Source organism: Priestia sp. FW507-14D1A (assembly GCF_058781295.1).
In genome coordinates this window covers 1,007,432-1,032,612 of the sequence record NZ_JBYSWQ010000002.1, presented here as the reverse complement: position 1 = coordinate 1,032,612, position 25,181 = coordinate 1,007,432, and the positions used below count along the sequence as shown (strand labels likewise).

At 39.0% G+C, this 25,181-nt stretch carries 20 protein-coding genes and 2 tRNA genes; 14 read left to right on the top strand and 8 right to left on the bottom strand.

The window, feature by feature from the left end:
- The 4 genes from AC3WJG_RS13550 (at position 1) to aceA (ending at position 3,296) form a co-directional block, all read left to right on the top strand.
- A tRNA-Asn gene (locus AC3WJG_RS13550) sits at positions 1-75 on the top strand.
- A gap of 4 nt (positions 76-79) precedes the next feature.
- Positions 80-151: transfer RNA gene (locus AC3WJG_RS13545), tRNA-Glu, on the top strand.
- A gap of 209 nt (positions 152-360) precedes the next feature.
- Positions 361-1,620: a M48 family metallopeptidase gene (locus AC3WJG_RS13540; RefSeq protein WP_028407421.1), complete on the top strand. Its 1,260-nt coding sequence runs from the start codon at positions 361-363 to the stop codon at positions 1,618-1,620.
- Positions 1,621-2,012: 392 nt separating this feature from the next.
- Complete coding sequence (gene aceA, locus AC3WJG_RS13535) at positions 2,013-3,296, top strand: isocitrate lyase (protein WP_028407422.1); 1,284 nt, start codon at positions 2,013-2,015, stop codon at positions 3,294-3,296.
- A gap of 196 nt (positions 3,297-3,492) precedes the next feature.
- Here the strand turns inward: aceA and AC3WJG_RS13530 are convergent, their stop codons facing one another.
- Positions 3,493-3,729, bottom strand: coding sequence for an IDEAL domain-containing protein (locus AC3WJG_RS13530; protein WP_013055344.1), 237 nt, complete (start codon positions 3,727-3,729; stop codon positions 3,493-3,495).
- A 176-nt stretch (positions 3,730-3,905) separates the two neighbouring features.
- On the opposite strand from AC3WJG_RS13530, the gene AC3WJG_RS13525 reads away from it, so the two are divergent.
- The 8 genes from AC3WJG_RS13525 to hlpB all read left to right on the top strand — a co-directional run bounded on the left by AC3WJG_RS13525 (position 3,906) and on the right by hlpB (position 20,426).
- Positions 3,906-5,885: a S9 family peptidase gene (locus AC3WJG_RS13525; protein ID WP_102813601.1), complete on the top strand. Its 1,980-nt coding sequence runs from the start codon at positions 3,906-3,908 to the stop codon at positions 5,883-5,885.
- A 162-nt stretch (positions 5,886-6,047) separates the two neighbouring features.
- Positions 6,048-6,665 carry a TVP38/TMEM64 family protein gene (locus AC3WJG_RS13520; RefSeq protein WP_013081701.1) on the top strand — a complete coding sequence of 206 codons (618 nt, stop codon included), beginning with the start codon at positions 6,048-6,050 and terminating at the stop codon, positions 6,663-6,665.
- Positions 6,666-7,245: 580 nt separating this feature from the next.
- The gene (fabG, locus tag AC3WJG_RS13515; protein ID WP_013055347.1) at positions 7,246-7,986 is read left to right on the top strand and encodes a 3-oxoacyl-ACP reductase FabG; all 741 of its coding nucleotides are present in this window, start codon (positions 7,246-7,248) and stop codon (positions 7,984-7,986) included.
- A 262-nt stretch (positions 7,987-8,248) separates the two neighbouring features.
- Positions 8,249-11,749 carry a helicase-exonuclease AddAB subunit AddB gene (gene addB / locus AC3WJG_RS13510; protein WP_337133881.1) on the top strand — a complete coding sequence of 1,167 codons (3,501 nt, stop codon included), beginning with the start codon at positions 8,249-8,251 and terminating at the stop codon, positions 11,747-11,749.
- Positions 11,742-15,479, top strand: coding sequence for a helicase-exonuclease AddAB subunit AddA (addA, locus tag AC3WJG_RS13505; protein ID WP_337133880.1), 3,738 nt, complete (start codon positions 11,742-11,744; stop codon positions 15,477-15,479). Before addB ends, addA begins: the two co-directional genes overlap by 8 nt.
- Positions 15,480-15,532: 53 nt before the next feature.
- Positions 15,533-16,717 carry an exonuclease SbcCD subunit D gene (locus AC3WJG_RS13500; RefSeq protein ID WP_337133879.1) on the top strand — a complete coding sequence of 395 codons (1,185 nt, stop codon included), beginning with the start codon at positions 15,533-15,535 and terminating at the stop codon, positions 16,715-16,717.
- Positions 16,714-20,106: an AAA family ATPase gene (locus tag AC3WJG_RS13495; protein ID WP_225049539.1), complete on the top strand. Its 3,393-nt coding sequence runs from the start codon at positions 16,714-16,716 to the stop codon at positions 20,104-20,106. The genes AC3WJG_RS13500 and AC3WJG_RS13495 overlap by 4 nt, the downstream gene beginning before the upstream one ends.
- A gap of 14 nt (positions 20,107-20,120) precedes the next feature.
- Positions 20,121-20,426, top strand: coding sequence for an HNH nuclease-like protein HlpB (gene hlpB, locus AC3WJG_RS13490; protein ID WP_060746445.1), 306 nt, complete (start codon positions 20,121-20,123; stop codon positions 20,424-20,426).
- A 46-nt stretch (positions 20,427-20,472) separates the two neighbouring features.
- Here hlpB and AC3WJG_RS13485 read toward each other — a convergent pair whose 3' ends face one another.
- The 6 genes from AC3WJG_RS13485 to AC3WJG_RS13460 all read right to left on the bottom strand — a co-directional run bounded on the left by AC3WJG_RS13485 (position 20,473) and on the right by AC3WJG_RS13460 (position 22,702).
- Positions 20,473-20,691, bottom strand: a complete 219-nt coding sequence (locus tag AC3WJG_RS13485; protein ID WP_013055353.1) for a spore germination protein — start codon at positions 20,689-20,691, stop codon at positions 20,473-20,475.
- A 60-nt stretch (positions 20,692-20,751) separates the two neighbouring features.
- Positions 20,752-21,183, bottom strand: coding sequence for a spore germination protein GerPE (locus AC3WJG_RS13480; RefSeq protein ID WP_060746444.1), 432 nt, complete (start codon positions 21,181-21,183; stop codon positions 20,752-20,754).
- Positions 21,184-21,195: 12 nt separating this feature from the next.
- Positions 21,196-21,372, bottom strand: a complete 177-nt coding sequence (locus AC3WJG_RS13475; RefSeq protein WP_013055355.1) for a spore germination protein GerPD — start codon at positions 21,370-21,372, stop codon at positions 21,196-21,198.
- Entirely contained in the window at positions 21,369-22,085 is a 717-nt protein-coding gene (gerPC, locus tag AC3WJG_RS13470) for a spore germination protein GerPC (RefSeq protein ID WP_028407430.1), read from the bottom strand. The genes AC3WJG_RS13475 and gerPC overlap by 4 nt, the downstream gene beginning before the upstream one ends.
- A gap of 89 nt (positions 22,086-22,174) precedes the next feature.
- Complete coding sequence (locus AC3WJG_RS13465; RefSeq protein WP_016763006.1) at positions 22,175-22,450, bottom strand: spore germination protein GerPB; 276 nt, start codon at positions 22,448-22,450, stop codon at positions 22,175-22,177.
- Positions 22,451-22,480: 30 nt separating this feature from the next.
- Positions 22,481-22,702 carry a spore germination protein gene (locus AC3WJG_RS13460; protein ID WP_013055358.1) on the bottom strand — a complete coding sequence of 74 codons (222 nt, stop codon included), beginning with the start codon at positions 22,700-22,702 and terminating at the stop codon, positions 22,481-22,483.
- Between the two features lie 198 nt (positions 22,703-22,900).
- Between AC3WJG_RS13460 and AC3WJG_RS13455 the strand changes: the two genes are divergently transcribed.
- Both AC3WJG_RS13455 and AC3WJG_RS13450 read left to right on the top strand, forming a co-directional pair.
- Entirely contained in the window at positions 22,901-24,073 is a 1,173-nt protein-coding gene (locus AC3WJG_RS13455; protein ID WP_221840681.1) for a DUF418 domain-containing protein, read from the top strand.
- Positions 24,074-24,151: 78 nt separating this feature from the next.
- Positions 24,152-24,499 (top strand): DUF1516 family protein, encoded by a 348-nt coding sequence (locus tag AC3WJG_RS13450; RefSeq protein ID WP_013055360.1) that lies wholly within the window; start codon positions 24,152-24,154, stop codon positions 24,497-24,499.
- Between the two features lie 41 nt (positions 24,500-24,540).
- Here AC3WJG_RS13450 and AC3WJG_RS13445 read toward each other — a convergent pair whose 3' ends face one another.
- The gene (locus tag AC3WJG_RS13445; protein ID WP_016763009.1) at positions 24,541-25,101 is read right to left on the bottom strand and encodes a DUF2777 domain-containing protein; all 561 of its coding nucleotides are present in this window, start codon (positions 25,099-25,101) and stop codon (positions 24,541-24,543) included.
- Positions 25,102-25,181 lie beyond the last annotated feature (80 nt).

Sequence of the window (25,181 nt, the reverse complement as noted above, 5' to 3'; positions counted from 1 at the left end):
TCCACAGTAGCTCAGTGGTAGAGCTATCGGCTGTTAACCGATCGGTCGTAGGTTCGAGTCCTACCTGTGGAGCCATACTGGCCCGTTGGTCAAGCGGTTAAGACACCGCCCTTTCACGGCGGTAACACGGGTTCGAATCCCGTACGGGTCATCTTAAAAGCAGTTTGCATATGCAAACTGCTTTTTTTGTTTGTAAACAGAGTTTATTCTTTTGTCTAAACTCTATTTTTCGTTTTTCTATGATTTCCTCGTCTCAAATTACATTTCTTATAGCACATCTATAAACGCTTGTTCTAAATTTCGAAAAAAAACCTACAATAGTAATAGCGGCATACTGTTTGTACAAAAGGAGGGGAATGCGTGAAAAAAATTGTTTGGTGGTCCATCGGAGTTTTTCTTGTGTATGGAGCGTGTATTTGGGTGTATTTATTCTATATAAGCGATACCTCTATTCCACAATCATTAAAAGGCACCAGCGTAGACCCGGCTACGTTTATGAATGGACGAGAACTTATGTTAACCGAAAAATATTCAAAAATTAGAGATGCGCTCTTTTTTATCCGAATTCCATATGAGTGGCTAGGGTTTATTTTAATTTTAGTGTTAGGTGTGTCTAAGAAAGTTAATAAGTGGTCTAAAGATGTCAGCCGTTTCAGTCTTCTCCAAACTGCTATTTATGTATTTTGGTTATCCGTTCTGCTGCTGATCTATTCTTTTCCTATGGACTGGATTAGCTATAAGCTTTCAAAGGCTTATCATATTACGACGCAACCTTTCCAAGGATGGATGAAAGATCTTTTTACAGATTTTTGGGTGAACTATGCCACCATGTTTTTAGTGATTGCTGTGTTATATGCATTCATTCGTAAGTTTTCAAAAAGATGGTGGCTGTATGCGTGGCTAGTATCTATTCCATTTACACTATTTTTGACGTTTATTCAACCAGTGGTTATCGATCCATTATATAACGATTTTTATCCATTAAAGAATAAAGAGCTGGAGACGAAAATTTTACATTTAGCAGACGAAGCTCATATACCTGCTAAGCATGTATATGAAGTAAACATGTCTGAAAAAACGAACTCCCTTAATGCATATGTGACGGGAATAGGTTCTAATTCAAGAATTGTGTTATGGGATACTACTCTTAATAAATTAACGGAACGTGAAATTTTGTTTATCATGGCGCATGAAATGGGTCATTATGTAAAGAAACATATTTATGTAGGGATTGCTTCAGCATTAGTTTTATCGATCGTAGGCCTATGGCTAACGAAACATTTAGCCGGCTTTGTGATTAAGAGATGGGGGAAAGCATTAAAAATTACTTCTCTTAGTGATTTAAATTCTTTACCGCTTATTCTACTTATTTTTTCTATTCTTACATTTGCTGTGAGTCCGTTAACAAATATGCAGTCGCGTCATCATGAACTTCAATCTGACACGTACGCTATGAACCTAACAGGAGATAAGCAAGCTGCTATTAAAACGTTTCAGGACTTAACGAAATCAGGACTATCTCAGGTAAATCCGCCGTATTTAGTGAAGATTTTCCGATATGGTCACCCAACAATACTGGAAAGAATTTCATTTGTTGAGAAGTATGAAAGAAATGAATAAGTGATATAAGAAAAAGTAAAGGATATATGAAGCCTTTTATACGTAGGTATTAATAGAAAAGCCTCCTTGCGAGTAGGAAAAAAATTCTAAAAGGAGGTTTCATTTTCGGAAGTACTGTTATATAATAACGTATGTAAAATAAAAACTGTTTTATAACAATAGGGAGGAATAGTTATTTGTGATTGAAAAGATAGCAGTCTAAATTTTCAGCGTATATTCACCTCAGCTAAGTCTTACTACATGTCCTTCAACTACTTACTTATTTCATCTACGTTCTTGCTAATATTATGGCAAACTGCTAATTTACTTCATCATGAAACAGACATATTCTAACTGCTGCGTTTTATATTTTTATGAATATAGAATTTTAAATTCATTAGGGGGTATAAAGAATGAAAGACATTCGTGTAAAAAACCTTGAAGAGAACTGGAAAAGCGATGAGCGTTGGAAAGGAATTGAACGTCCATATTCTGCAGAAAAAGTCATTGGGCTAAGAGGGTCCATTGATATTGAACACACGCTTGCTAGAAGAGGAGCCGAAAAGTTCTGGAACTTATTAAAAACAGAGCCATACGTTCATGCATTAGGAGCTTTAACAGGGAATCAAGCAGTACAACAGGTAAAAGCAGGATTAAAAGCAATTTACTTAAGCGGATGGCAAGTAGCTGCAGATGCAAATCTTTCAGGAAACATGTATCCTGATCAAAGTTTATACCCGGCAAACAGCGTGCCGCATGTTGTTAAACGAATCAATCAAGCGCTCCAGCGTGCCGATCAAATTCAGCATTTAGAAGGAGAAGGGGATATCGATTACTTTGCTCCAATTGTAGCAGATGCAGAAGCAGGGTTTGGAGGACAGTTAAATGTATTTGAACTCATGAAAGGAATGATTGAGTCGGGAGCATCTGCCGTACACTTTGAAGATCAATTATCCTCTGAGAAAAAGTGTGGTCATCTCGGCGGCAAGGTATTGCTTCCAACTCAAACCGCTGTGAAAAATTTGATTGCTGCTCGTTTAGCTGCTGATGTAATGGGTGTTCCAACACTTGTGATTGCTCGTACCGATGCTGATGCCGCTGATTTAATTACAAGTGATGTTGATCCTGTAGATCGCCAGTTTATTACAGGTGAACGCACCGCTGAAGGTTTTTATCGTACGAGAGCGGGAATCGATCAAGCTATTGCTCGTGGCTTAGCATATGCTCCGTATGCTGATTTAGTATGGTGTGAGACGTCTGAACCAAACTTGGAACAAGCACAAAAATTTGCAGATGCTATTCATGAAAAATTCCCAGGTAAAATGCTTGCTTATAACTGTTCACCATCTTTCAACTGGAAGAAAAAATTAGATAAGAAAACGATTGAAAAATTCCAAAGAGAAATCGCAAAAATGGGCTACAAGTTCCAATTTGTTACGCTTGCTGGTTTCCACGCTTTAAACCACAGCATGTTTGAGCTGGCACGAGGATATAAAACAAGAGGAATGGCAGCTTATTCAGAGTTACAAGAAAGAGAGTTTGCTAGTGAAGTAAATGGATATACAGCTACAAGACATCAGCGTGAAGTAGGAACGGGCTATTTTGATGAAGTGGCACAAGTAGTTTCTGGTGGGACTTCTTCTACAACAGCTTTAAAAGGTTCCACAGAAGAAGAGCAGTTTCAGACGCATAAATAACAAAAAAATCTATGAGTGGAACGGTCGGTTACTTCCACTCATAGGAAAAACCCTAACAAAAAAGATTCTTACAGATGTAAGAATCTTTTTTTATGTAGTAAACACGATTTAACAGACAGCTGTTCTTCCTGAGAAGAAAGGATCTGCCTGTTAAACGTACATATAAATCATTAACATGAATTAAGTTATTAAAATATTAAGTAGATGTTTGAAGCAGGGATTGGTACTGTGCTGATAACTCATAAAAAGCAATTTCATCACGTTGATCTAATGCCGTGTTAATGTTTGTTTCTAACAGTTCTTTTTGACGCTTAAAAAGCGATTCATCAATTACCATTTCGATATAAACATCCAACATACTCACAGTATCAATTACTTTTTTCTTGCGAGCGAGGGACTTCATCATTTCCGTGTACGATTTTTCATTGTTCATACCTCATCACCTCTGCACCCTTTTTATTATTATATAGATTAAAAGAAGAAAAAACAACTAATTTTCTAAATTTTTAGATTTTTATTTTTAGAAATGATAAAGTAAGAGGGAAACGCTATTTTCGTTTTTATCGATTGACTATTTGATTTAAAAATGAATCCTTGGGGGCGAAGAAATTGAATGATTTAAAAAAGCGTACGGTAATGATAGAGGATTTGTATGAATTGAAGTCTGTTTATAATCCTCAGATTTCTCCAGATGGAAAAAGTGTAGTTTATACGGTTCGAAAAACGAAGGAAATAGAAAATGCGTATGAAACGCAACTGTTTATGTTAGATCTTGAAACGAAAGAAACTAAGCAATTAACGTACTACAAAGGAAATAATCATTCTCCCGCCTGGTCCCCGGACGGCAAGTGGATTGCTTTTTTATCCGATCGCAGTCAAGCCGTTCAGCTCTACCTATTAGCAGCGACAGGCGGAGAAGCAGAAGCACTCACAGATCTTGAAAAAGGCGTTAGTAATCCGGTATGGTCTCCTTATAGTGATGAAATTATGTTTTCCACAAAAGTAGAAGAAAAAGCTGTAAGAGTTGAACAAAATCATGAACATCCCCAGCCGTATGAAGTGGAACGTTTACTGTACAAATCCGATGTTAGCGGTTATTTAAAAGGTGAATATACTCAAGTTGCTCTCGTTAAACTTAAAAATAAAGAAGTGACGTTTGTAACGGATGGACCTTATCATCACTCTGTAGGGTGCTGGGCCCCTGATGCAAGCTCAATTGTATTTTGCAGCAGCCGAGGAGAGAATCCGGATTTATCGCTAACGATGGATGTGTTTATTTTGCATCGTGATACTAAAAAATTAACATCTATTACAGCGGAAACAGGATATTTTCATCAAGTTTCGTGGTCACCGGATGGGTCATACATAGCATACATTGGAAATGAACGTACATACGGATCGGCTTCAATGAATGACATATATATTTATCAGATCTCTAACCAAAAAACAGTTTGTATCACTGCTGGTATAGACTTAGAAATAGGAGATATGGTAGCAGGAGATTTTCACTTTGGTAGAACCGCAGCGGGAATTATGTGGGGCAGTAATGAAGAATTTTATTTTGTCGTAAGTGAAAAGGGTTCTGTAGGCATATATAAAGGAACTGTGAATGGAAAGCTAGACTCTGTACTTATGGATAATGCTCACGTATATGAGGTATCTGTTCTTCCCAATTGTGAGGAAGCTATCGTGGCAATCAGTACATTTACACATCCCGGAGATCTTTATTCTCTAAATTTAAAAACAGAGGAATTAGTGAAGCTGACAAACGTTAATGACTCATTTTTAAAGCATGTGCAGCTCACACAAGCAGAATCTTTTTATGCCACTTCTACGGACGGTATAGATATCCACAGTTGGGTAGTAAAAGCTGCTGCTACTAATGATGTATCTCCAACCATTTTAGAAATCCATGGAGGTCCGCATCTTATGTATGGTCATACATTTATGCTTGAATTCCAAGTACTTGCATCAAAAGGATTCAATATCCTCTTTTCTAATCCAAGAGGCGGCAGAGGATATGGTCAAGCATTTACAGATGCGGTTCGAGGGGATTACGGAGGCATGGATTATACGGATTTGATGGCAGTGACCGACGAAGCAGTTAAGCGCTACTCTTATATTAATGAAGATAAGCTTGGCGTAACAGGAGGAAGCTACGGAGGGTTTATGACAAACTGGATTGTAGGAAGTACAAATCGGTTTAAAGCAGCGGTGACGCAACGGTCTATTTCAAATTGGACAAGTTTTTACGGCGTTAGTGATATTGGCTATTATTTTACCGAATGGGAATTAAAAGCTGATATTTATGAAAATCCGGAAAAACTTTGGAACCACTCGCCGCTTCGTTTAGCGGAGAATGTTAAAACACCGCTGTTAATCTTGCATAGCGAACAGGATTACAGATGTCCAATTGAACAAGCTGAACAGCTTTATGTGGCCCTGAAAAGAAAAGATAAAGAAGTAGAATTTATTCGTTTTCCTCAGTCTAATCATGAACTTTCTAGAAGCGGTAAGCCTAATTTACGAACGGCGAGACTAAAATATTTAACAAGCTGGTTTAAACGTTATTTAAAACAGTCTCAGTAAAAAGTGCATGGCTGTTCAACCAAATATGTGTGTGTAAATAAAGGCTGTATGGCAAGCGTAAAAGGGCAGGAAAGGTAAAACGCTGTAAAACTTTTGTTTGGTAAAGGAAAGTAGTACAATAAGTGAAAAGTAGCACAGTTGTTTAAATAAGGAGAACATTCGATGGATTTTGAAACATTAAAGCATTATTTGACGTTAGACGGCGTCCTCGAGTTATTAAAACAATATCAATCATTTGGAATCATTCCAGGGCTGCTGTTGCCTATTTTAGAAGCGTTTATCCCTATCTTGCCGCTTTTTGCGTTTGTAATGGCCAATGCTGCTGCTTTTGGCTTATGGTTAGGTTTTTTAATTTCATGGGTTGGCAGCTGCGTTGGATCACTGCTTGTCTTTTTGATTTTTAGAAAATATGGACAGGCGAGGTTTTTACATTTCATCAGCCGGCATGCGCAAATTCGAAAGATTATGATTTGGGTAGAAAGACACGGTTTCGGACCGCTGTTTATTATGCTTTGTTTCCCGTTTACCCCGTCTTCGGCAATTAATGTAGTAGCAGGGCTATCACGTGTTAGTATGGCTCAGTTTATGCTTGCTGTATTAGCCGGTAAAATGGTGATGATATTTATGATGAGCTTTATTGGGGCCGATTTTGTTTCATTTGTGAAACAGCCTCTAAAAGCAGTACTTGTTTTAGTCATCATTTTTGTTCTATGGCTTGTTGGAAAACAAATTGAACGAAGATTAAATGAAAAATCTAAAGTGAAACAGTATGACAAATAGTTTGTTTATATATAACAAATAGTGATGAAAGACTGCGTTTTAATAGGCAGTCTTTTGTTATACATACAGCCAAAAGGGGTATTGTAAACTATAGAAAAGCCTTTTCTTATAGGGATACAACAGCATTTTTGAAAGGATCTTAAAATTTTTCTTAAAGAAATTATTTGTCTGTTTATTCGGTTGGTAGAACAATGCATATATAGAGTATCTGTCCAGTAATAAACAAGTTTTTTGTTTATCAATTATGAAAAATATGCTAAAATAAAAGAAAAAAATGGGAATAAATTAGATGTCTATTCCTAGTTGCACCTAAGTAATGAACCCTTTGTTTTCTAGAGATATACATGTTTTTTCTCAACATGTATTATCACCTCATGTATTTCAAAACGTTTTCTTAAAAATTATATGAATGATTTTTGAGCTTGACTACTAAGATGTAAGTAGAGGGATCATTACTAGAAAAGCACCGAATGATCATTAAGACGTGCTTGGCGTCGTTTTGAGGAGGGGAATGCGCTACTAAGATTCAAGCGACTTGCTGATTAATCGTTGTTAGTAAGCGTCTTATAGCGCGGGTGACATGAGATTAAAAGATAAAGTGGCAATTATTACGGGTGCAGCAAATGGATTAGGATTCGAAGCTTCTCGAATATTCGCACAAGAGGGTGCAAAGGTCGCTATGGTTGACTACGATGCAAAAACGGGAGAAGAACGAGCAGCTCAGCTAAAAGAAGAAGGCGGAGATGTAGCATTTTTTCAAGTGAACGTAGCGGATCGAGACAGTGTAGATGCAATGGTAGAAGAAGTAGTGAAACGCTACTCTAAAATAGATATTTTAATTAACAATGCAGGTATCACCAGAGATGGAATGCTAACCAAATTATCAGTTGAAAATTTTCAAGCAGTAATCAACGTAAACCTTACAGGCGTTTTTCACTGTACACAAGCAGTGGTACCGCATATGATTGCTCAAGGTAAAGGGAAAATTATTAGCACATCTTCGGTATCTGGCGTATATGGAAATGTTGGTCAAACAAACTATGCGGCGACAAAGGCAGGCGTAGTAGGAATGACAAAAACATGGGCTAAAGAGCTGGGACGAAAAGGAATTAATGTAAACGCTGTAGCTCCCGGGTTTATTGAGACGGATATGGTGAAGGCGATGCCAGACAAAATCATTGATCAAATGAAATCCACGATTCCTTTACAAAGATTAGGTCAGCCTTCTGACATTGGTTATGCTTATCTGTATTTAGCATCTGATGAGTCCAACTATATTAACGGTACAACACTTCATGTAGATGGTGGAATCATGATGTAAAAGTAGAAAATAATTCGCTTTTCTAAAACTTTTCAATGGTCTTTTGACTACTGAAAAGTTTTTTTGTTGCATCCAGCATTTCACATATCGGCAAAGTGGAATTTTGTCTGCAAGTTCAGTAAAATAATAAGGAGAGAGATAGAGAGATTTAGATGATTATCACTATAAAATTTTGACGACTGCGTCACGTGTTTACGTGGCGTTTATCCATTTTGTACTTAAACAAATGAAAACATAGAGAAAAAAATCAAGGGGTGAAAACGTGGGGCTACAGTTTTTATTAGGACGTTCAGGAAGCGGGAAAACGGAATATCTTTTAAATAGCATGCGCCAAGAGCTGTTAAATGCACCGCTTGGGCATCCACTTATTTATATTGTACCTGAACAGATGACATTTCAGTCGGAGTATGCGCTTGTTCAAACACCTGGGTTAGAAGGCATGATGCGTGCTCAAGTTTATAGTTTTACACGTCTTGCATGGCGTATCCTGCAAGAAGTTGGAGGTATTAGCCGCTATCATGTGGATCAAACAGGTATTCATATGATGCTTAAAAAAATTATCGAACATCAAAAAGAAGAGCTTCGACTGTTTGCGAATTCTTCAGAACAAGCAGGGTTTATTGAAGAACTGGAAAAAATGGTTAAAGAATTTAAACAGTACACAGTAGATGCCCCGTCTCTCGAAGAGATGAAGAAAAAGCTTCAAGCAGAAGATGAGAAAGTCCTTGCTGATAAATTACATGATTTACATCTCATTTACGGAGAATTAGAAAAACAGCTGATGACGAAATATGTAGATGGAGAAGACTATTTGAAGCTGCTGGGTGAAAAAGTAGCGTCTTCTGGCTATCTTGCTCAAGCAACGATTTATGTAGATGGATTTCATCACTATACTCCTCAAGAATTAACCGTATTAGTAGAGCTGATGAAAGTTTGTAGAGAAGTAAAAATAGCGGTGACTTCTGATTATTCATATCAAGATTTTATTCCAAATGACTTGCACTTGTTTCGATTAACGAGCGAAACGTACCAAGAAATAATGGGCCTGGCGGCTGAAAACGGTATAGAGATTCAAGAGCCAATCGTATTTAACGAACAAAAAAGGCATCAAAACAGTCCAGAGCTTGCCTATTTAGAACGATATTATGATGAACGGCCAACGCCGGAATTTCAGTCAGAGCCCGAGCACATTCAGCTGCTGCCGGCTGTTAGCCGAAGAGCAGAAGTTGAAGGGATTGCAAGAGAAGTGCTTTCACTTGTGCGCGATCGCGGCTATCGCTATCGTGATATTGCCTTGATTGTTAGAAATGCAGAAGACTACCATGACTTGCTTCAAACCATTTTTCAAGATTATGAAATTCCGTACTTTATTGACCAAAAGCGAGCGATGTTTCACCATCCACTCGTTGAATTTGTTCGCTCAGTCTTAGAGGTGGTAAGCGGGTCATGGCGGTATGAAACCATCTTTCGAGCAGTGAAAACAGATCTTTTATTTCCTTTGTCATCTGATGTGCACCAGCTTCGCGAAGAGATGGATGAATTAGAAAATTATGTACTTGCTTACGGTATTCAAGGATCTAAGTGGACGAGTAAGGAACCATTTACCTACAGAAAATATCGTTCACTTGAAGACATGAACCTTGGGAAAACGGACGAAGAGCTTGCTTTTGAGCAAAAAATAAATGAATTAAAAAATATGATTGTTCCTCCTATTTATTCGCTTCAGCAAAAATTAAAACAAGGGAAAATAGGAAAAGAAAAAGCAGAAGCGATCTATCGTTTTTTAACGAATTTAGATATTCCACAAAAGATAGAAGCGCTGCGCAATCGATGTGAAGAAGAAGGAAAGCTTCAAGAAGCAAGAGAGCACGAGCAGGTATGGAAAGCAATTCTTCACTTATTTGATCAGTTTGTTGAAATGATGGGAGAAGAGAAAGTATCGATTTCTTTGTTTGCAGATCTATTTGAGACAGGGCTTGACAGCATGCAGTTTGCACTTGTTCCGCCTGCACTGGATCAAGTGGTTGTGGCAAGTTTTGAGCGTTCGCGTTTATCCGATATCAAAGCAAGCTTTGTGTTAGGTGTAAATGACGGTGTGATTCCAGCTAAACCAAAAAGCGATGGCCTGTTATCTGAGAAGGAGAGAGAGCAGCTGCTTGAATCAGGTTTATTACTTGCGCCAACCGGAAGACAAAAGCTGTTTGACGAACAATTTCTCATTTATTTAGCACTTTCCAGCTCTTCGGAAAAACTTTATGTTTCGTATCCTCTTGCCAATGAGGAAGGGAAGACCCTGCTGCCTTCACTCGTTATTAATCGAGTAAAAGAGCTATTTCCGCTCCTGCAGGAGAAGCTGTTAATGACGGAACCTACAGATTTAGAAGAAGAAAAGCAGGTTGAATATATCACAAATCCTTTAACGAGCATCGCGCATTTAGCCAGCCAGCTGCAAGGATGGAAACGCCATTATCCGATGAGTTCCGCTTGGTGGGATGTGTATAATTTTTATGTAGAAAATCCAGATTGGAACTCATACAGTGGGAAAGTACTAAGCAGCTTATTTTATCAAAATGAAGCAAAACGGTTAACAAAGAAAACGAGTCAGCGTCTGTATGGAAAGCATATTCAAGCAAGCGTATCGAGAATGGAAAAATTTGAAGCCTGTCCATATGCGCATTTTGCTTCTCACGGGCTCAAGCTTAAAGAACGAAAAGTTTTCAAATTGGCGGCTCCTGACATAGGCGAGTTATTTCACGCGGCGTTGAAAATGATTTCAGACGAACTTCGTGGCGGTCAAAAAGAATGGAAGAACTTAACGAGAAAAGACTGTCAGCAGCTTTCTACGGCTGCAGTGCATGAGCTTGCTCCGCGCTTGCAAAATGAGATTTTATTGAGCTCGAATCGCCACCACTATTTAACACATAAGCTGCAGCAAATTATTGAACGTGCGTCGCTTGTGTTAAGTGAGCACGCTAAGATGAGCGGCTTTGTTCCCGTTGGATTGGAGCTTGGATTTGGACCTAGCGCAGAGCTGCCTTCTATGCAGTTCACACTGCCAAATGGCCATACGATGGAACTCGTTGGCAGAATTGACAGGGTAGATAAAGCGGAAAGCTCAAAAGGACTTTTACTGCGTATTGTCGACTATAAATCAAGCGATAAAGCATTAAACTTAGTGGAAGTGTACTACGGTTTATCTCTTCAAATTTTAGCTTATTTAGACATAGTCGTGACGTATGCTGAACAGCTTCTTCATGATAATAGAGGAGCATTGCCTGCTGGCGTTCTTTATTTCCACGTTCATAATCCGATGATCAACAGTACTAAAGCATTACAGCCTGATCAAATTGAAGCTGAAATCTTCAAGAAGTTTAAAATGAAAGGACTGCTTGTAGGAGACGAGGAAGCAGTAAGGTTAATGGACGAAACGTTAGAATCAGGGCACTCACAGGTTATATCAGCGGGCATTAAAAAGACAGGGGGCTTTTATTCCAATTCTTCGGTTGCGAGCGAAGAAGATTTTACACATCTCCGTCAGTATGTGCGAGGTAAATTTGTGGAGGCAGGTACAGAGATTACAAATGGGAAAATTGATATTTCGCCTTATAAACTAAAAGATAAAACACCATGTGCGTTTTGTGAATACCGCTCAATTTGTCAGTTCGATGAATCAATGGAAAACAACGAATATCGTCAGCTTAGTACAGAGAGTCAAAGTGTTATTTTAGATAAAATTCGAGAGGAGGCCAAACGAGATGAGTGAAGATATACACATAAAACCGGCCGACTCCCAGTGGACGGATGATCAGTGGAAAGCCATTGTTTCATCCGGTCAAGATATATTAGTAGCCGCGGCGGCTGGCTCAGGAAAAACAGCGGTTTTAGTTGAACGTATTATTAAAAAGATTACGATGGGTGATGAGCCAATCGATGTTGATAGATTACTCGTTGCTACGTTCACAAATGCTTCTGCAGCCGAAATGAGAAATCGAATTGGAGAAGCATTGGAAAAAGAGTTAAAAAAGAATCCATCTTCTTTGCACTTACGCAGACAGCTTAATTTATTAAACCGTGCGTCGATTTCTACGCTCCATTCTTTTTGTTTAGAAGTCATTCGAACGTATTATTATTTGATCGATGTAGACCCTGGTTTTCGGATTGCAGATGATACGGAAGCGGATCTTCTGCGTGAAGAAGTGTTAGAAGAATTGTTTGAAGAACAGTACAGTATTGAACAGAACGAACGATTCTTTGATTTAATTGATCGTTATACAAGTGACAGAAATGACTTAGATATTCAGCTTATGGTAAGAAAGCTGTATGACTTTGCAAGATCTAACCCTGACCCAAACGGCTGGCTTGAAATGATCGTGAGTCAATATGATGTGACAGAAGACTCTTCTATTGATTCACTTCCGTTTCTATCTTTTCTTTTACAAGAAGTAACAACGCAGCTGATGGGCATTGAGTCGATTTTAAAACAGGGCTTAGAGTTAACAAAGCTGCCAGGAGGGCCTGCTCCTCGCGCCGTTAATGCAGAGGAAGACCTGGCTCAAATTCATCGGCTGATCAGCGCTTCTAAGCATTCTTTTGCTGATTTGCATGAGGAAATGCAGAATTTGAATTTTAATCGTTTAAAGCCATGTAAAGGAGAAGCATACGACTCGCAGCTTTTAGATGATTTCGGAGAGCTTCGCAAAAAAGCTAAAACAAGTCTTGAAAAACTTCATGCTGATTTGTTTTCTAGGCCTTTGCACGGCTACATGGCTGATTTTGAGAAAATGAAGCCCGTTATTGAAACGCTAATCTTTTTAGTTCAGCGCTTCGGTGAACGATATGAACATATGAAAAAAGAGAAAGGGTTAGTGGACTTTTCTGATTTAGAGCATTATTGCCTGCAAATCTTGAGTGTAAAAGAAGATGGAGTGCTTAAGCCTTCGTCCATTGCCCAAAAATATCGCACTCAGTTTGAAGAAGTGCTTGTTGACGAATATCAAGATACAAATATGGTTCAAGAAACACTGATTAAACTAGTGACGAGAGATAGTGAAGAACAAGGGAATTTATTTATGGTTGGAGATGTAAAACAATCCATTTACCGCTTTCGTTTAGCGGAGCCATTTTTGTTTTTAACAAAGTACAAGCGCTTTACGCAAGATGGTCGCCAGTTCGGAAAACGTATCGATTTGAATAAAAACTTCCGCAGTCGTTCCCAAGTGCTTGATGCTACAAACTTTATTTTCAATCAGCTGATGGATGAAGAAGTCGGAGAAATTGCATATGACGATGATGCTTCTTTAAAATTAGGAGCATCGTATCCAAAAGCGGAAGGAATGGACACGGAGCTTCTGCTCATTGCAAAAGAAAATGCAGAAGAAGGAGCGGAAGAAGAATCGGATTCTTCTCTCGTCGCTTTTTCAGAAGCAGAGCTTGAAACGGCTCAGTTAGAGGCAAGAGCAATGGCGCGCAAAATCAAAGAACTCGTTCAAAACCGTTTTCAAATATATGATCGCAAGCTCGATATTATGAGAAACGTGACGTATCGTGACTTTGTTATTTTGCTTCGTTCCATGCCTTGGGCTGCGCAGATTATGGATGAATTTAAGCAAGAAGGCGTGCCGATTTATGCCGATTTATCAAAAGGTTATTTTGATGCTACTGAAGTGATGATTATGATGTCTTTATTAAAAGTAGTAGATAACCCGCATCAAGACATTCCGTTAGCTTCTGTTCTTCGCTCACCGGTAGTAGGGCTTTCAGATGAAGAGTTAGCTACACTGAGAGCAGAGCAAAAGAAAGGAACGTATTACGATGCGTTAAAAACGTACTTAGCGGTTTCAGATGATGAAGAACTTCGCGATAAAGTAAAGTATTTCTATGAGCAGTTAAAAGCATGGAGAACACAAGCTAGACAAAGCTCTTTGTCAGAACTGGTATGGCAAATTTACCGCGATACGGGTTTCTTTGAATTTGTTGGCGGACTTCCTGGCGGGAAACAGCGTCAAGCCAATTTACGTGCTCTTTACGATCGCGCTCGCCAGTACGAGGCAACCTCATTTAGAGGTCTGTTTCGATTTTTACGCTTTATTGAACGCATGCAGGACCGAGGGAACGATTTAGGAGCTGCTCGAGCACTGGGAGAACAAGAAGATGTGGTGCGTTTGATGACGATCCACAGCAGTAAAGGTCTTGAGTTTCCTGTTGTTTTTGTAGCTGGTCTTGCTCGTCAGTTTAACTTAATGGACTTGAATAAAGCATATTTACTCGATAAAGAACTAGGTTTTGGATCTAAATATATTGATCCAAAACTGCGTATTACGTACCCTACTCTTCTTCAGCAGACCATGAAGAAAAAAATGAAAAAAGAAAGCATGGCAGAGGAAATGCGGGTATTATACGTAGCTTTGACGCGTGCGAAAGAAAAACTTATTTTAGTTGGAACAGTAAAAGACGCACCAGAAAAGCTCAGACAATGGAGCTCCGTTATGGCACATGAAGATTGGACGCTTCCAGCTCACGTGAGAAGAGATGCAAAATGTTATTTAGACTGGATTGGACCTTCTTTAATTCGTCACCAACATGTTAGTCACATGGTTGAAGGAGCGGTCCAGCCGGCCAAGATGATTCATCAGCATGCTTCAAGCTGGAAACTTTCAACGTTATTAGCAGGTGATTTAGCCGAACAGCCTCTTGAAGAGCAGCAGCATCATGAAGAGCTTTTAAACGCTCTTCAAAAGCATGAGCCAGTTTCAGAATCGAGCGATTATAAAGACGAAGTGTATAGACGCTTAAATTGGTCTTATGATTATCGTGTAGCTTCCGTTCATCGTTCGAAGCAATCTGTTTCTGAACTAAAAAGGCAGCAGCAGCTGACGGATGCAGGTGGAAGCGACGATCTCGTTCGGGGATCTAAAGCACCTCTTGAAAATCGTCCGCTGTTTCTTCAAGAGAAATCTCTCACAGGAGCTGAAAGAGGAACAGCTACACATGCCGTTATGCAGCAGCTTCCATTAAATAAAGCTTATACCCTTGAAATGGTTCAAGACTTTATTCAATCAATGGTTACCAAAGAATTATTGACGCAAGAACAAGCGGATGCTGTTGATGCAAATGATGTAGCAGACTTTTTAGACAGTGACATTGCACAAGGTATTCGAACGGCTCGCACGGTTTATAGAGAGATGCCTTTTAGTTTAGGTGTCTCCGCTAAAGAAATCTATGATCATTGGGAGCAGGAAGACGAAACAATTTTAGTGCAAGGTATTATTGATTGTTTGTATGAAACGGAAGAAGGTCTCGTTTTACTTGATTTTAAAACCGATAACATTTCGGATCGTTTTCAAGGGGATTTTGAACGAGCAAAACCATTTCTAATTGACAGATACCGCATTCAGTTAGAGCTTTACGCAAAGGCCATTGAACGGATTGTAAAACAACCTGTGCAGCATCGCTATCTGTACTTTTTAGATGGTGGACATGCTGTTGAAATATAAAAAAAGAAGAAGGCGATAGTCTTCTTCTTTTTCACCAATAAGGAGAGAGTAACATGCGTTTATTACATACAGCGGATTGGCATTTGGGGCGAACGTTAGAAGGTCGAAGCCGTCTAGCTGAGCAAGCACAGTTTTTAGATGAACTGGCAGACATTGTGGAAGAAGAAAAGATAGATGCTATTCTCATGGCGGGAGATGCCTTTGATACGGTTAACCCTCCAGCAGCGGCAGAGCAGCTTTTTTACGAAAGTATGTCTAGGTTGAGCAACAATGGAAAACGCCCGATTATTGTTATTGCAGGTAATCATGACAACCCAGATCGGCTGTCGGCGGCTTCTCCATTAGCTGTTCATCAAAATATTACGCTTCTTGGTTTGCCTACTACCGATGTAGAAAGCATTCACATTCCTACATCAGATGAAGTGTTAAAGGTTGCGGCTCTTCCTTACCCATCTGAATCAAGGTTAAAGGAACTTTTAGCAGAAGAAAATGATGAGCTGGCTCTTCGAAACTCATATGATGCCAGAGTAAAAGGTATTTTTGATAAAATGAGTGAGCAGTTCACAACAGATACCGTTAATATTGCCATGAGTCATATTTACGTAGCAGGCGGAAGTTCAACGGACTCAGAACGTCCAATTGAAGTAGGAGGAGCTTATACGGTGGCGGCAACTAGTTTACCTGCTAATGCTCAATATGTAGCATTAGGACATTTGCATCGCCCGCAAATGATCAATCGCGCCAGCACCCTTGCAAGATATTCCGGTTCACCTCTTGCTTATAGTTTTTCAGAGTCAGGCTATGCAAAGTCCGTTACCATTTTAGACGCTAAGCCAGGAAAAGAGATTGAGATGACTGAAATTCCATTATCCAGCGGAAAGCCTTTGACACGTTTGAAAGCGAAAAACGGATTGGCAGAAGTATATACGTGGCTTGATGAGCAAAAAGATACGCAGGCATGGGTTGATTTAGAAGTTCACGTAGAAGATGCACTTTCACTAGAAGAAATCCATCGTCTTCGCAAGCTTCATCCAGGTTTTATTCATATCCGTCCGGTATTCAAAGCAGAAGAACTAGCACTCGAAACACGTTCACAGCGCGAAGTGCCGATCGAAGAACTGTTTACAAAGTTCTACAGCAGGCAAACCGGCGGAGGGGCACCTGATGATGAATTAGTCAAACTGTTTTTAACCTTGATTAACGATGAAGAAGTATCGGGAAAGGAGGATGAAAAATGAAACCTATTAACTTGACCGTTTCGGGGCTTCACAGTTTTAGAGAAAAACAAACTGTCGACTTTGAAGTGCTGTGTTCAGGCGGTGTGTTTGGAATATTTGGTCCTACAGGAAGCGGGAAATCCTCCATTTTGGATGCCATTACACTAGCTTTATACGGAAAAGTAGAGCGTGCAGCCAATAATACACAAGGAATTTTAAATCACGGGGAAAATGAACTGAAAGTATCGTTTACGTTCGAGCTGGAAAACGCTAGTCATAAAAAACGCTATACTGTTGAAAGAAGCTTTAAACGGACGGATGAGCTTCGTGTAAAATCAACTTCAAGTCGATTGATTGAAATCGAAGATGAAACGTACGTATTAGCAGATAAAACAAATGATGTAAACCAGCAGGTACAGGAGCTTCTTGGTTTAACAATTGATGATTTTACAAGAGCTGTTGTATTACCGCAAGGAAAATTTGCGGAGTTTTTATCGTTAAAAGGAACGGAGCGTCGTCAAATGCTTCAGCGTCTTTTTAATCTCGAGCAGTACGGAGATCAGCTTAGTAAGAAAATACGCTATCAAGTTCAGCAGCTAAAGACAGACCTAGATAAAATCACCGCAGAACAAACGGGATTAGGTGAAGCTTCAACAGAGAAAGTAACGGAAGCGGAGCAGCTTGTAAGTGATAGCATTATACTTTTGGAAAAACGAGAAAAAGAAGCGTCTGATTTGCAGGAAAGATACGATCAGCAGGCGTCTCTTTGGAAAGCGCAGCAGGAAAAAGCACTGATAGAAGAAAAACTAGTGCATGCTTCTAAGCAGGAAGAGGAGATTAGACAAAAGCAAGATGTGGTGACGAAAGCTCAGCAGGCAGAACGTCTTTTTCCCTATTTAGAAACATTTGAACAAGCTGAAAAGCAGCAGAAGCTTTACGAAGATAAAGTAGAAAAATTAAAAGCACAAATTGTTCAAAAAAGTGAGGAATATAAGCGATCGAATAGTTTATATGAGCAGGCTCGCTTACAAAAAAATGAACAGCAGCCCAAATTAGTTGTTCAAAAAGAACAGCTTCAACAAGCTTCTGATCTTCAAAAACAAATTAAAGAAGGACAGCAAGAAATAAAAGAAGCGGAAGTTTCTCTTCAGCAAAAGCAGCAGGCACTTCAAGCGAAAAATGATGAATTAATGGAAGCAGATAAGCGGTATCAGCAAGGCTTGACTCTTCAAAAAGAGTTAAAAGAAGCATTAACAAAAGTGGAAATTCAACCTGATTATCGCCAGGCTGTTCAGCAAGCATTTTATCGTTATCAAGTATGGAATAACGATAAAAAAAATCTAGATGAAGGTCAAAAAACGTATAAAGAAAAAGCCGAACAGCTTAAGCATTTGCATACACAAAAACAAACACATCAAGAGAGAGAGCAGCAAACAATAGAACAAAGTAAAGGGTTATTTTCAGATATTCAAGGATTGTATCACACTGTATGCGAGCGGGAAAAAGAGTTTCAGCAGCTTTTTCAACAAGCAGATCGTTTAATGAGCGATCTAAAAAGACGCAAAGAAAAAGAATGGTCACGCCGTCTGGCTCATCAATTAGCTGAGCAGCTGACCCAAGGTGAGCCTTGTCCAGTTTGTGGCTCTGAGCATCACCCTAACCCCGTATTACACCAACAAGAAGATGACATCACAACTGAATCAGCGGATCAGTTCGAAGATCAAGTTAATCAGTTGCGTGAACAGCGATTTAGCTATTCGTCGCTCAAAATGCAGCTTGAACAGCTAGCTAAACCTCTTGTTGAAAAAATACCTGAGTTAGCTGAGTTTATGAACGAAGCTGGCGAAGTTCCTGCTTTAGGAGAAATGAATACAGATGCCTTTGGGCATTATGCTAAGAAAATAGAAGTTGAAATCAAATCTCTTGAGCAGGATTATTTGCAGGTAAGTGAAAAACAGCAGGCAATTCTCGGGCAGATACAAAAGGTCCAGCAAAGCCTTGAAAAGATTGAATTAGAGCTTGCTCATTATCAAAAAGAGCAAGCTGAATTAGAAGGAAAAGTAAATCGGCAAAAACAGGCGCTACAAGCAGGAAAAGAAGCTTTTCAACAAGATTATCCTTCCTTTGTATTTGAAGAGATGGAAAAAATTAATGAAAGGCTGATTGAAAGAGAAAAAGAAGAGCAGACAATAAAGGCTCGAATTGAAAAAAGCAGCGTATTTTTTGAAAATCAGCAAAAGAAAATCGAACGTCTAAAAGAAGAGAAATATGCGGGCGAAAAAGAATTTACAGAATTAAAAGCAATGCTGTGTCATAAACAATCTCTTGTTCACTCGCAAATTGAACGCTTGCGTACGCTTACAGATCAAGAAGATATTGAACAGGCGCTGCAAAAAACAGTTCTTTTACTTGCGGAGTTAGAGACGAATGAACAGCAGGCATATCAACATTGGCAGACTGTTCAAAAAGCGTATCAAACGCTGCAAATGGATGAAAAAGCAGCGAGCGAATCTCTAGAAACAGCTTATATGCAGTATAAAAAAGCAGCTGAAAAATGGGAAGAAGCTGTAGGGAATTCTTTATTCAGCGAAGGAAAAGAAGTTCAGCAAGCTTTGTTATCACATGATGAGATGAAATTGTTGGATGAAACTGTTCAGGCTTATTGGGACAACATAAAACAGATGAAGTCATCAATTGAACAGTTAAATATTCAGCTGAATCACCAGTCCATAGAAGAGCACCAATTTGAAGAAACTCAGCAGCTGCTTCATGATATAAAAGCGGCTGTGAAAGAAGCGGTTCAGCTCAAGGGAGCAGCTGAGCAAACGTTAAAAAGCGTCAAAGAACGGCATGAGCGATTTTTAGTGCTTGAACAGGACCGTGAAGAAAAACAAGCGTTATTTGAACAGTATCAAAAGCTTCAAACAGTATTTAAAGGAAATGCTTTCGTGGAATATATTGCTGAAGAACAGCTGATATCCGTTAGCCGAGATGCTTCAGAGCGTCTGGGTATATTAACACGTCAGCGCTATGCGATTGAAGTGGATTCCCAAGGCGGCTTTATTATGAGAGATGATGCAAATGGAGGCGTAAAACGTCCGGTTTCAACTTTATCCGGTGGAGAGACGTTTTTAACTTCGCTGGCTTTGGCCCTTTCATTATCTGCACAAATTCAGCTAAGAGGAGAATATCCGCTGCAGTTTTTCTTTTTAGATGAAGGATTTGGAACGCTTGATGGAGAGCTTCTTGATACCGTGGTAACAGCGCTTGAAAAACTTCAGTCCAATAATTTATCAATTGGAGTCATCAGTCACGTGCAAGAACTTCGTGCTCGCCTGCCAAAACGTTTGATTGTTGAGCCGTCCGAGCCTTCTGGCAAAGGAACTAGTGTAAGAGTAGAAACTTTATAGGGAAGGAAATCTATATGAAGAAAAAAGACAGGCGGATAGGAACATGCGAATTATGCGGAAGGCAGGATATCTTGACGACCGTACATCATTTAACGCCAAAGGAAATGGGCGGAGCGTTTGAACCAACAGCAAACTTATGTATTCCGTGTCATAAACAAATTCATGCGTTATACACAAATGATGAATTAGCCATTCGTCTTAATACGATTTCTTTATTACAAGCTGATTCTAAAATTAGCTCTTTTATTAAATGGATTCGTAAACAGCCTTCTTCTAAATTACCTAAAACCAAGAAATCAAACAGCCGAAAATCCAGGTGAATAAAAAACCCCTTATCCGCTTTAATAGCAAAGATAAGGGGTTTTTTTAAGCATTTGCTGCTATATTTTGATCGAATAAATCTGGATCTAACGTATTTGTTCCTGAAATGCCGTTATTTGTATTAACAAAGTTACCTGTATTTAAGGAACCAGAGCCTGAGGCTGTTTTAGCAGCGCTTTTTGGAGAGACGTAGAACGTATCTCCAAACGTTACGACACCGCCTCCGACGCTCGTGATACTAACGGGTCCGATTATTGCTGGCATGAGGTTCACACCCTTTTTTTCATGATATTAGTTTAGTATATGAGCCGTTTCTTAAAAGGTTCACTCACTGCCGCTAGGTGCTGAGGCAGCTTTTTTCGATGTTCCGGCTTCAGCTTCCTTTGAAGGTTCATCGTTGATCAGTTCCCGAATATGCTTAATGCGGGCTTCTGCATAAACATTGCACGTTGATCCAATATGAATAACTGATGAGAATGAGCACCCTTTTATATCAATTCTGTTAACGCGGATCAAAGGTATTTCATTCCATGTTTGAACGGGAATAGGTTCATAATCGCCGTGAGGAATAGGCTCATTAAAGATAGCGTAATCATCAAAGTTTCCTTCTCGACCGTAGAAAAACGGATACTGTCTCCGATCGGCTAAAGCTTTATTAAGTAGATGAATTTCTGTTGAATCACCAATTTGGCAAAAGGAGCTCGCCGACAAGGAATTAATTTCTATATAATTAACAGAAGATGTGCGTGAAAGCATACGTAAGCTCCTTTATGATAACGATAGTGGAACATAAGGTCCGATAATCAACGATTCAGCCGGCGTATCAAATGTTGAGGATAGAGAGATGTAATTGGCATCACCAATTAAAAAAAGAGAAGAAGAAGATACGCCTGTAATACTAACGTCTCCAACAAGCAATTCGCGGTTTACAACGTTAAAGTTCATGAAGGGGGTCCACCTTTCTTTAAAGATTCAGGTAAATACGTTAAAAATGCGTCAATTCCTTTTTTCATATCTTCATAAAGTTTACCGATAATTTGAGGTTTAATTTGTTCAAAATTTCGTTCCATTTCTTCCGGCTGAACTTGCTGTATATAAAAAGTAATCCGCTGCTGCAGCTGCTTTTTAATATCTTCTAAAATAAACTCGTAGTACGATTCATCAATCATCATCGAGCGCTCATCAAGCACATGTTGAACCATAGAAAATCCATATTGATTAAGTTCAGCTAAAATCGTTTCGTGGATATCAGAGACCCACTGTTTTTCTAGCTGGCGGTTCAACGGTTTTAAGCTAGGATTTTGTGGTCCAGGACCTCCGGGTTGTCCCGGCTGCTCACCTTGAGGCGGCTGCCCCTGTGGCTGAGCTCCTTGCGAAAACGTTACTTCTGGTTTCTCATTGATAATGATATCTTCTAAATTATCAGGTGTAAGAGGGTTTAATCCAATATTTAATGTTCCATCTAAAGAATCGATTTTTAACTGTTCAAATTTATATTCAATTTTATCAATTTTAATAGGTGGCTGTTCACCTAACTCTTTTATTTTTTTCTGAAGTTCTTGTACGTTTTTTTCAAGTTGAGCAATGCGTTCTTCTTGCTGCTGAATATACGAAGACATTTGCTGAACATACTGATGTACCTGCTGAATATAGTCCATGTTATCCACCTTCAATCACCTCAATTCCCTTATCTTCTGATAAAGAAAATAGTTATATATATACATATGGCGATGAAGGTTGTAACATGTCAGTCGTTGTCTCGAACTGGGGGAGTTAACGACTGTGAGAAAGGAGCTGGGGCAGTGCCCGCACCGGTTCCGGGAGTAAAGGTAGAAGGAGAAACAGATCCAAGAATGCCTTTTTTTGTTTCAGTAGGTGCAGCGCCTGTAAACCCTCCTGTATTAAAAAGATTTGAGTTTGGTTTAATAACACCTACGCTTCCAATTTGAAGTACTGAAGAGTTACTTACGGCACTGATTTTCATACTTTGAATACAGATACTTTGATTCACGTAAAAGTTCATAAGCATCCTCCTGTATGAGCTTCATTTCTATTATAGATTTCCAGCAACATTTTGGTCATTTACATCATTGTCTGACGTATTGGTTGAGCTCTGCTGATTCACAACATATAATCCGTCGCCTGTATTAAACGAACCTGCGCCAGCAAATGTTTTAGCAGTGGAAATAGGGGCTATTGTATAAACATCTCCAATATGAAAGACGCTGGCTGAACCAACACTGTTAAGATTAACAACACCAACAATGGCAGGCATAGGCAAACACCCTTTTAATTTAGTCTAGTAACAGCATATGAAGCCTAGACAAAAAGGTGATTAATGCTTTTTCTTTATCTATATGCAGGGAGGAAGCAAAACATTAAAGAGAGGAATGGAAATAGTAAACATTGAAGAAAAACTTTTGCGTTCGATATAATGTGAAAGCAATAATGAAATAATGTAAGGTGTGAAAGAATGAAACGTTTCAAAATGAACGCAGCTGATAAAGAACAGCGCATTGAGGCAGCAGATGTATTAAAAGGAATCGCGCTTATTGGTATTTTGCTCATAAACATGCCGGATTTTTATTCACCTGCTTCCTATTACGACCATAATTTGTTGGACGGTTCAAGAATGAATTATGTTGCTAATGGATTAGTTGATGTAGTTGTAGGGCAGACAGGCTACGCGCTGCTCGCTATTTTATTTGGATTTGGTTTTATGAAAATGTTCCAGCGTACATACGAAAGGCAAGTAAGCTTTACTCCTTTTTATGTACGAAGAATCACAGCTTTGCTTCTTGTTGGTGCTATTCATGCTTTATTTATTTGGCACGGTGATATGATTGTGATGTACAGCTTCTTTGCTTTGATCATGCTATTTTTTCAAGAAGCAAAGAAAGAAGTGTTATTAGCGTGGGGAACCGGAATATTTAGCATTTATGCTGTGATTATGATTGTTATTTTAACAGTAGCGGCTTTTGTTAACGAAGGAGAGACAGCAGCGGGAATTCACCAGCCTATTATTGACCAAGCGCTTCAAGCATATGGACACGGAAGTTTTGCGTCAATCTTTCATCAGCGCTTGCTTGATTGGTACTACGCGTATAATTTAAATACGGTTCCTTTTCTGCTTTTATCGCTATTTCCACTGTTTTTATTAGGCGGTTTTATGGCAAAAAGCGAGTGGTTCGAAGAAATAGAAGAATATATAGTGGAGACAAAGTGGCTTTGTCTTATTTCATTCATCGTGTATGCAGCATCATCCGTATTGCCGTATGTTTTAGATCACAATGTAGCGACATCGTATATTCACGATACAATCGGAGGAACGGCAGGAGCAATTTTTATTGTAACGTTGGTCACATTAGCTATGCGAAGTGTATCTATTCAAAAAGTCATGCAGCCATTTGCCCTTTTGGGGAGAATGATTTTAACTAATTATATTGTCCAGTCCATTGTATGCACATTTCTTTTTTACTCATATGGGTTAGGATACTACGGACATATTTCAATTGTAGAAGGTTTGGCTATTGCGGGGATTATCATTTTTATTCAACTGCTGGGAAGCCGGATATGGATGAGCCTATTTTCAGATGGACCCCTTGAAAAACTCATTCGGTATGCTACTTATGGACGCAGTCGCTAAAAATCCTTTTTCTTCCTTATATTATTGGTGAAGGAAAGGTTTTCATGATATGATATTTTCAGAAAGGACGTGAGATGAATGGCTCCACTACATATTCATGTAACGCTTTGGACATTATTAATTATCTCGTTTGTGGTTTCGTTGATTTTACATCGAGCAGGTAAAGCTAAAGGTCAAAAAATCCTACATATGGTGGCTAGACTCCTATACTTATTAGTATTAGTATCAGGTCTGCATATGTTAGCAGCTTGGTACCATTTTCAAGGCGCAGCGCTCATTAAAGGAATTGCCGGAGTGTTAGTGCTTGTGGGAATGGAAATGGTACTTGTTCGTACTGAAAAAAGAAAGCGTACAGGCGTTGCTTGGGCAGTTCTTGTAATTGCGCTTATCTTAGTATTCTATTACGGATATGTCGTACTAGGATAAGGAAAAAGCTATCTTGGATAAGATAGCTTTTTTCTTTTGCTTTAATCTAAAAAAAGATTCATTGAACGTTCTCCATCATTAACGGTATATTCAAATCGATCTAGGTGATGCGTGCCTCGTTCGAATAAATGCTGAACGGCACAAATTTTCTCCTCATTGTCATAAATGATAAAATTAGCACCTTTTGTATCACCGTCTGTCGGTAAAAAACATAATGTGTTGTGACAGTAAATACAATCATAAAGAGAGAATTTTAATGAATTTAAGTGCTGAGTGAATGATAAAAAGGTCTCTTTCGGTAGCGATTGAAGAAGCTGTTCGTATGCATAAGGTAGCTTTTTAGTCAGTCTTAGCTTATCCCCATTTCGCAATAAATACGTTCCATCGTGAAGCTTTATTTGACGGTCATCAACCATAATGGCTTTTTCCCAGCGTGTATCAATAAGAAGTTCTAATGTATCATCCATTACTTCATGGAGCATGGAAGCTTCGTCACTTTCATCTTCAAAGAAAATCCACTGTGAATCAACACATTCAACCGTACCAATCACGAAGGAACGCGGCTGATTGTTCAGAGCTTGTTGTTTAGAATAATGAGTCATAATCAAACCTCCGTGTGAAATTTATCCATATTTTTTTATTGCCTAAAAAAGCTCTCTTTATAACTCGAAAGTGAAAATAA

Excerpts from the sequence above, each read along its gene's own strand:
- aceA (WP_028407422.1), top strand. The coding sequence starts at position 2,013 with ATGAAAGACATTCGTGTAAAAAACCTTGAAGAGAACTGGAAAAGCGAT.
- AC3WJG_RS13530 (WP_013055344.1), bottom strand. The coding sequence starts at position 3,729 with ATGAACAATGAAAAATCGTACACGGAAATGATGAAGTCCCTCGCTCGC.
- AC3WJG_RS13520 (WP_013081701.1), top strand. The coding sequence starts at position 6,048 with ATGGATTTTGAAACATTAAAGCATTATTTGACGTTAGACGGCGTCCTC.
- fabG (WP_013055347.1), top strand. The coding sequence starts at position 7,246 with ATGAGATTAAAAGATAAAGTGGCAATTATTACGGGTGCAGCAAATGGA.
- addA (WP_337133880.1), top strand. The coding sequence starts at position 11,742 with ATGAGTGAAGATATACACATAAAACCGGCCGACTCCCAGTGGACGGAT.
- AC3WJG_RS13500 (WP_337133879.1), top strand. The coding sequence starts at position 15,533 with ATGCGTTTATTACATACAGCGGATTGGCATTTGGGGCGAACGTTAGAA.
- AC3WJG_RS13495 (WP_225049539.1), top strand. The coding sequence starts at position 16,714 with ATGAAACCTATTAACTTGACCGTTTCGGGGCTTCACAGTTTTAGAGAA.
- hlpB (WP_060746445.1), top strand. The coding sequence starts at position 20,121 with ATGAAGAAAAAAGACAGGCGGATAGGAACATGCGAATTATGCGGAAGG.
- AC3WJG_RS13485 (WP_013055353.1), bottom strand. The coding sequence starts at position 20,691 with ATGCCAGCAATAATCGGACCCGTTAGTATCACGAGCGTCGGAGGCGGT.
- AC3WJG_RS13480 (WP_060746444.1), bottom strand. The coding sequence starts at position 21,183 with ATGCTTTCACGCACATCTTCTGTTAATTATATAGAAATTAATTCCTTG.
- AC3WJG_RS13475 (WP_013055355.1), bottom strand. The coding sequence starts at position 21,372 with ATGAACTTTAACGTTGTAAACCGCGAATTGCTTGTTGGAGACGTTAGT.
- gerPC (WP_028407430.1), bottom strand. The coding sequence starts at position 22,085 with ATGGACTATATTCAGCAGGTACATCAGTATGTTCAGCAAATGTCTTCG.
- AC3WJG_RS13465 (WP_016763006.1), bottom strand. The coding sequence starts at position 22,450 with ATGAACTTTTACGTGAATCAAAGTATCTGTATTCAAAGTATGAAAATC.
- AC3WJG_RS13460 (WP_013055358.1), bottom strand. The coding sequence starts at position 22,702 with ATGCCTGCCATTGTTGGTGTTGTTAATCTTAACAGTGTTGGTTCAGCC.
- AC3WJG_RS13455 (WP_221840681.1), top strand. The coding sequence starts at position 22,901 with ATGAAACGTTTCAAAATGAACGCAGCTGATAAAGAACAGCGCATTGAG.
- AC3WJG_RS13450 (WP_013055360.1), top strand. The coding sequence starts at position 24,152 with ATGGCTCCACTACATATTCATGTAACGCTTTGGACATTATTAATTATC.
- AC3WJG_RS13445 (WP_016763009.1), bottom strand. The coding sequence starts at position 25,101 with ATGACTCATTATTCTAAACAACAAGCTCTGAACAATCAGCCGCGTTCC.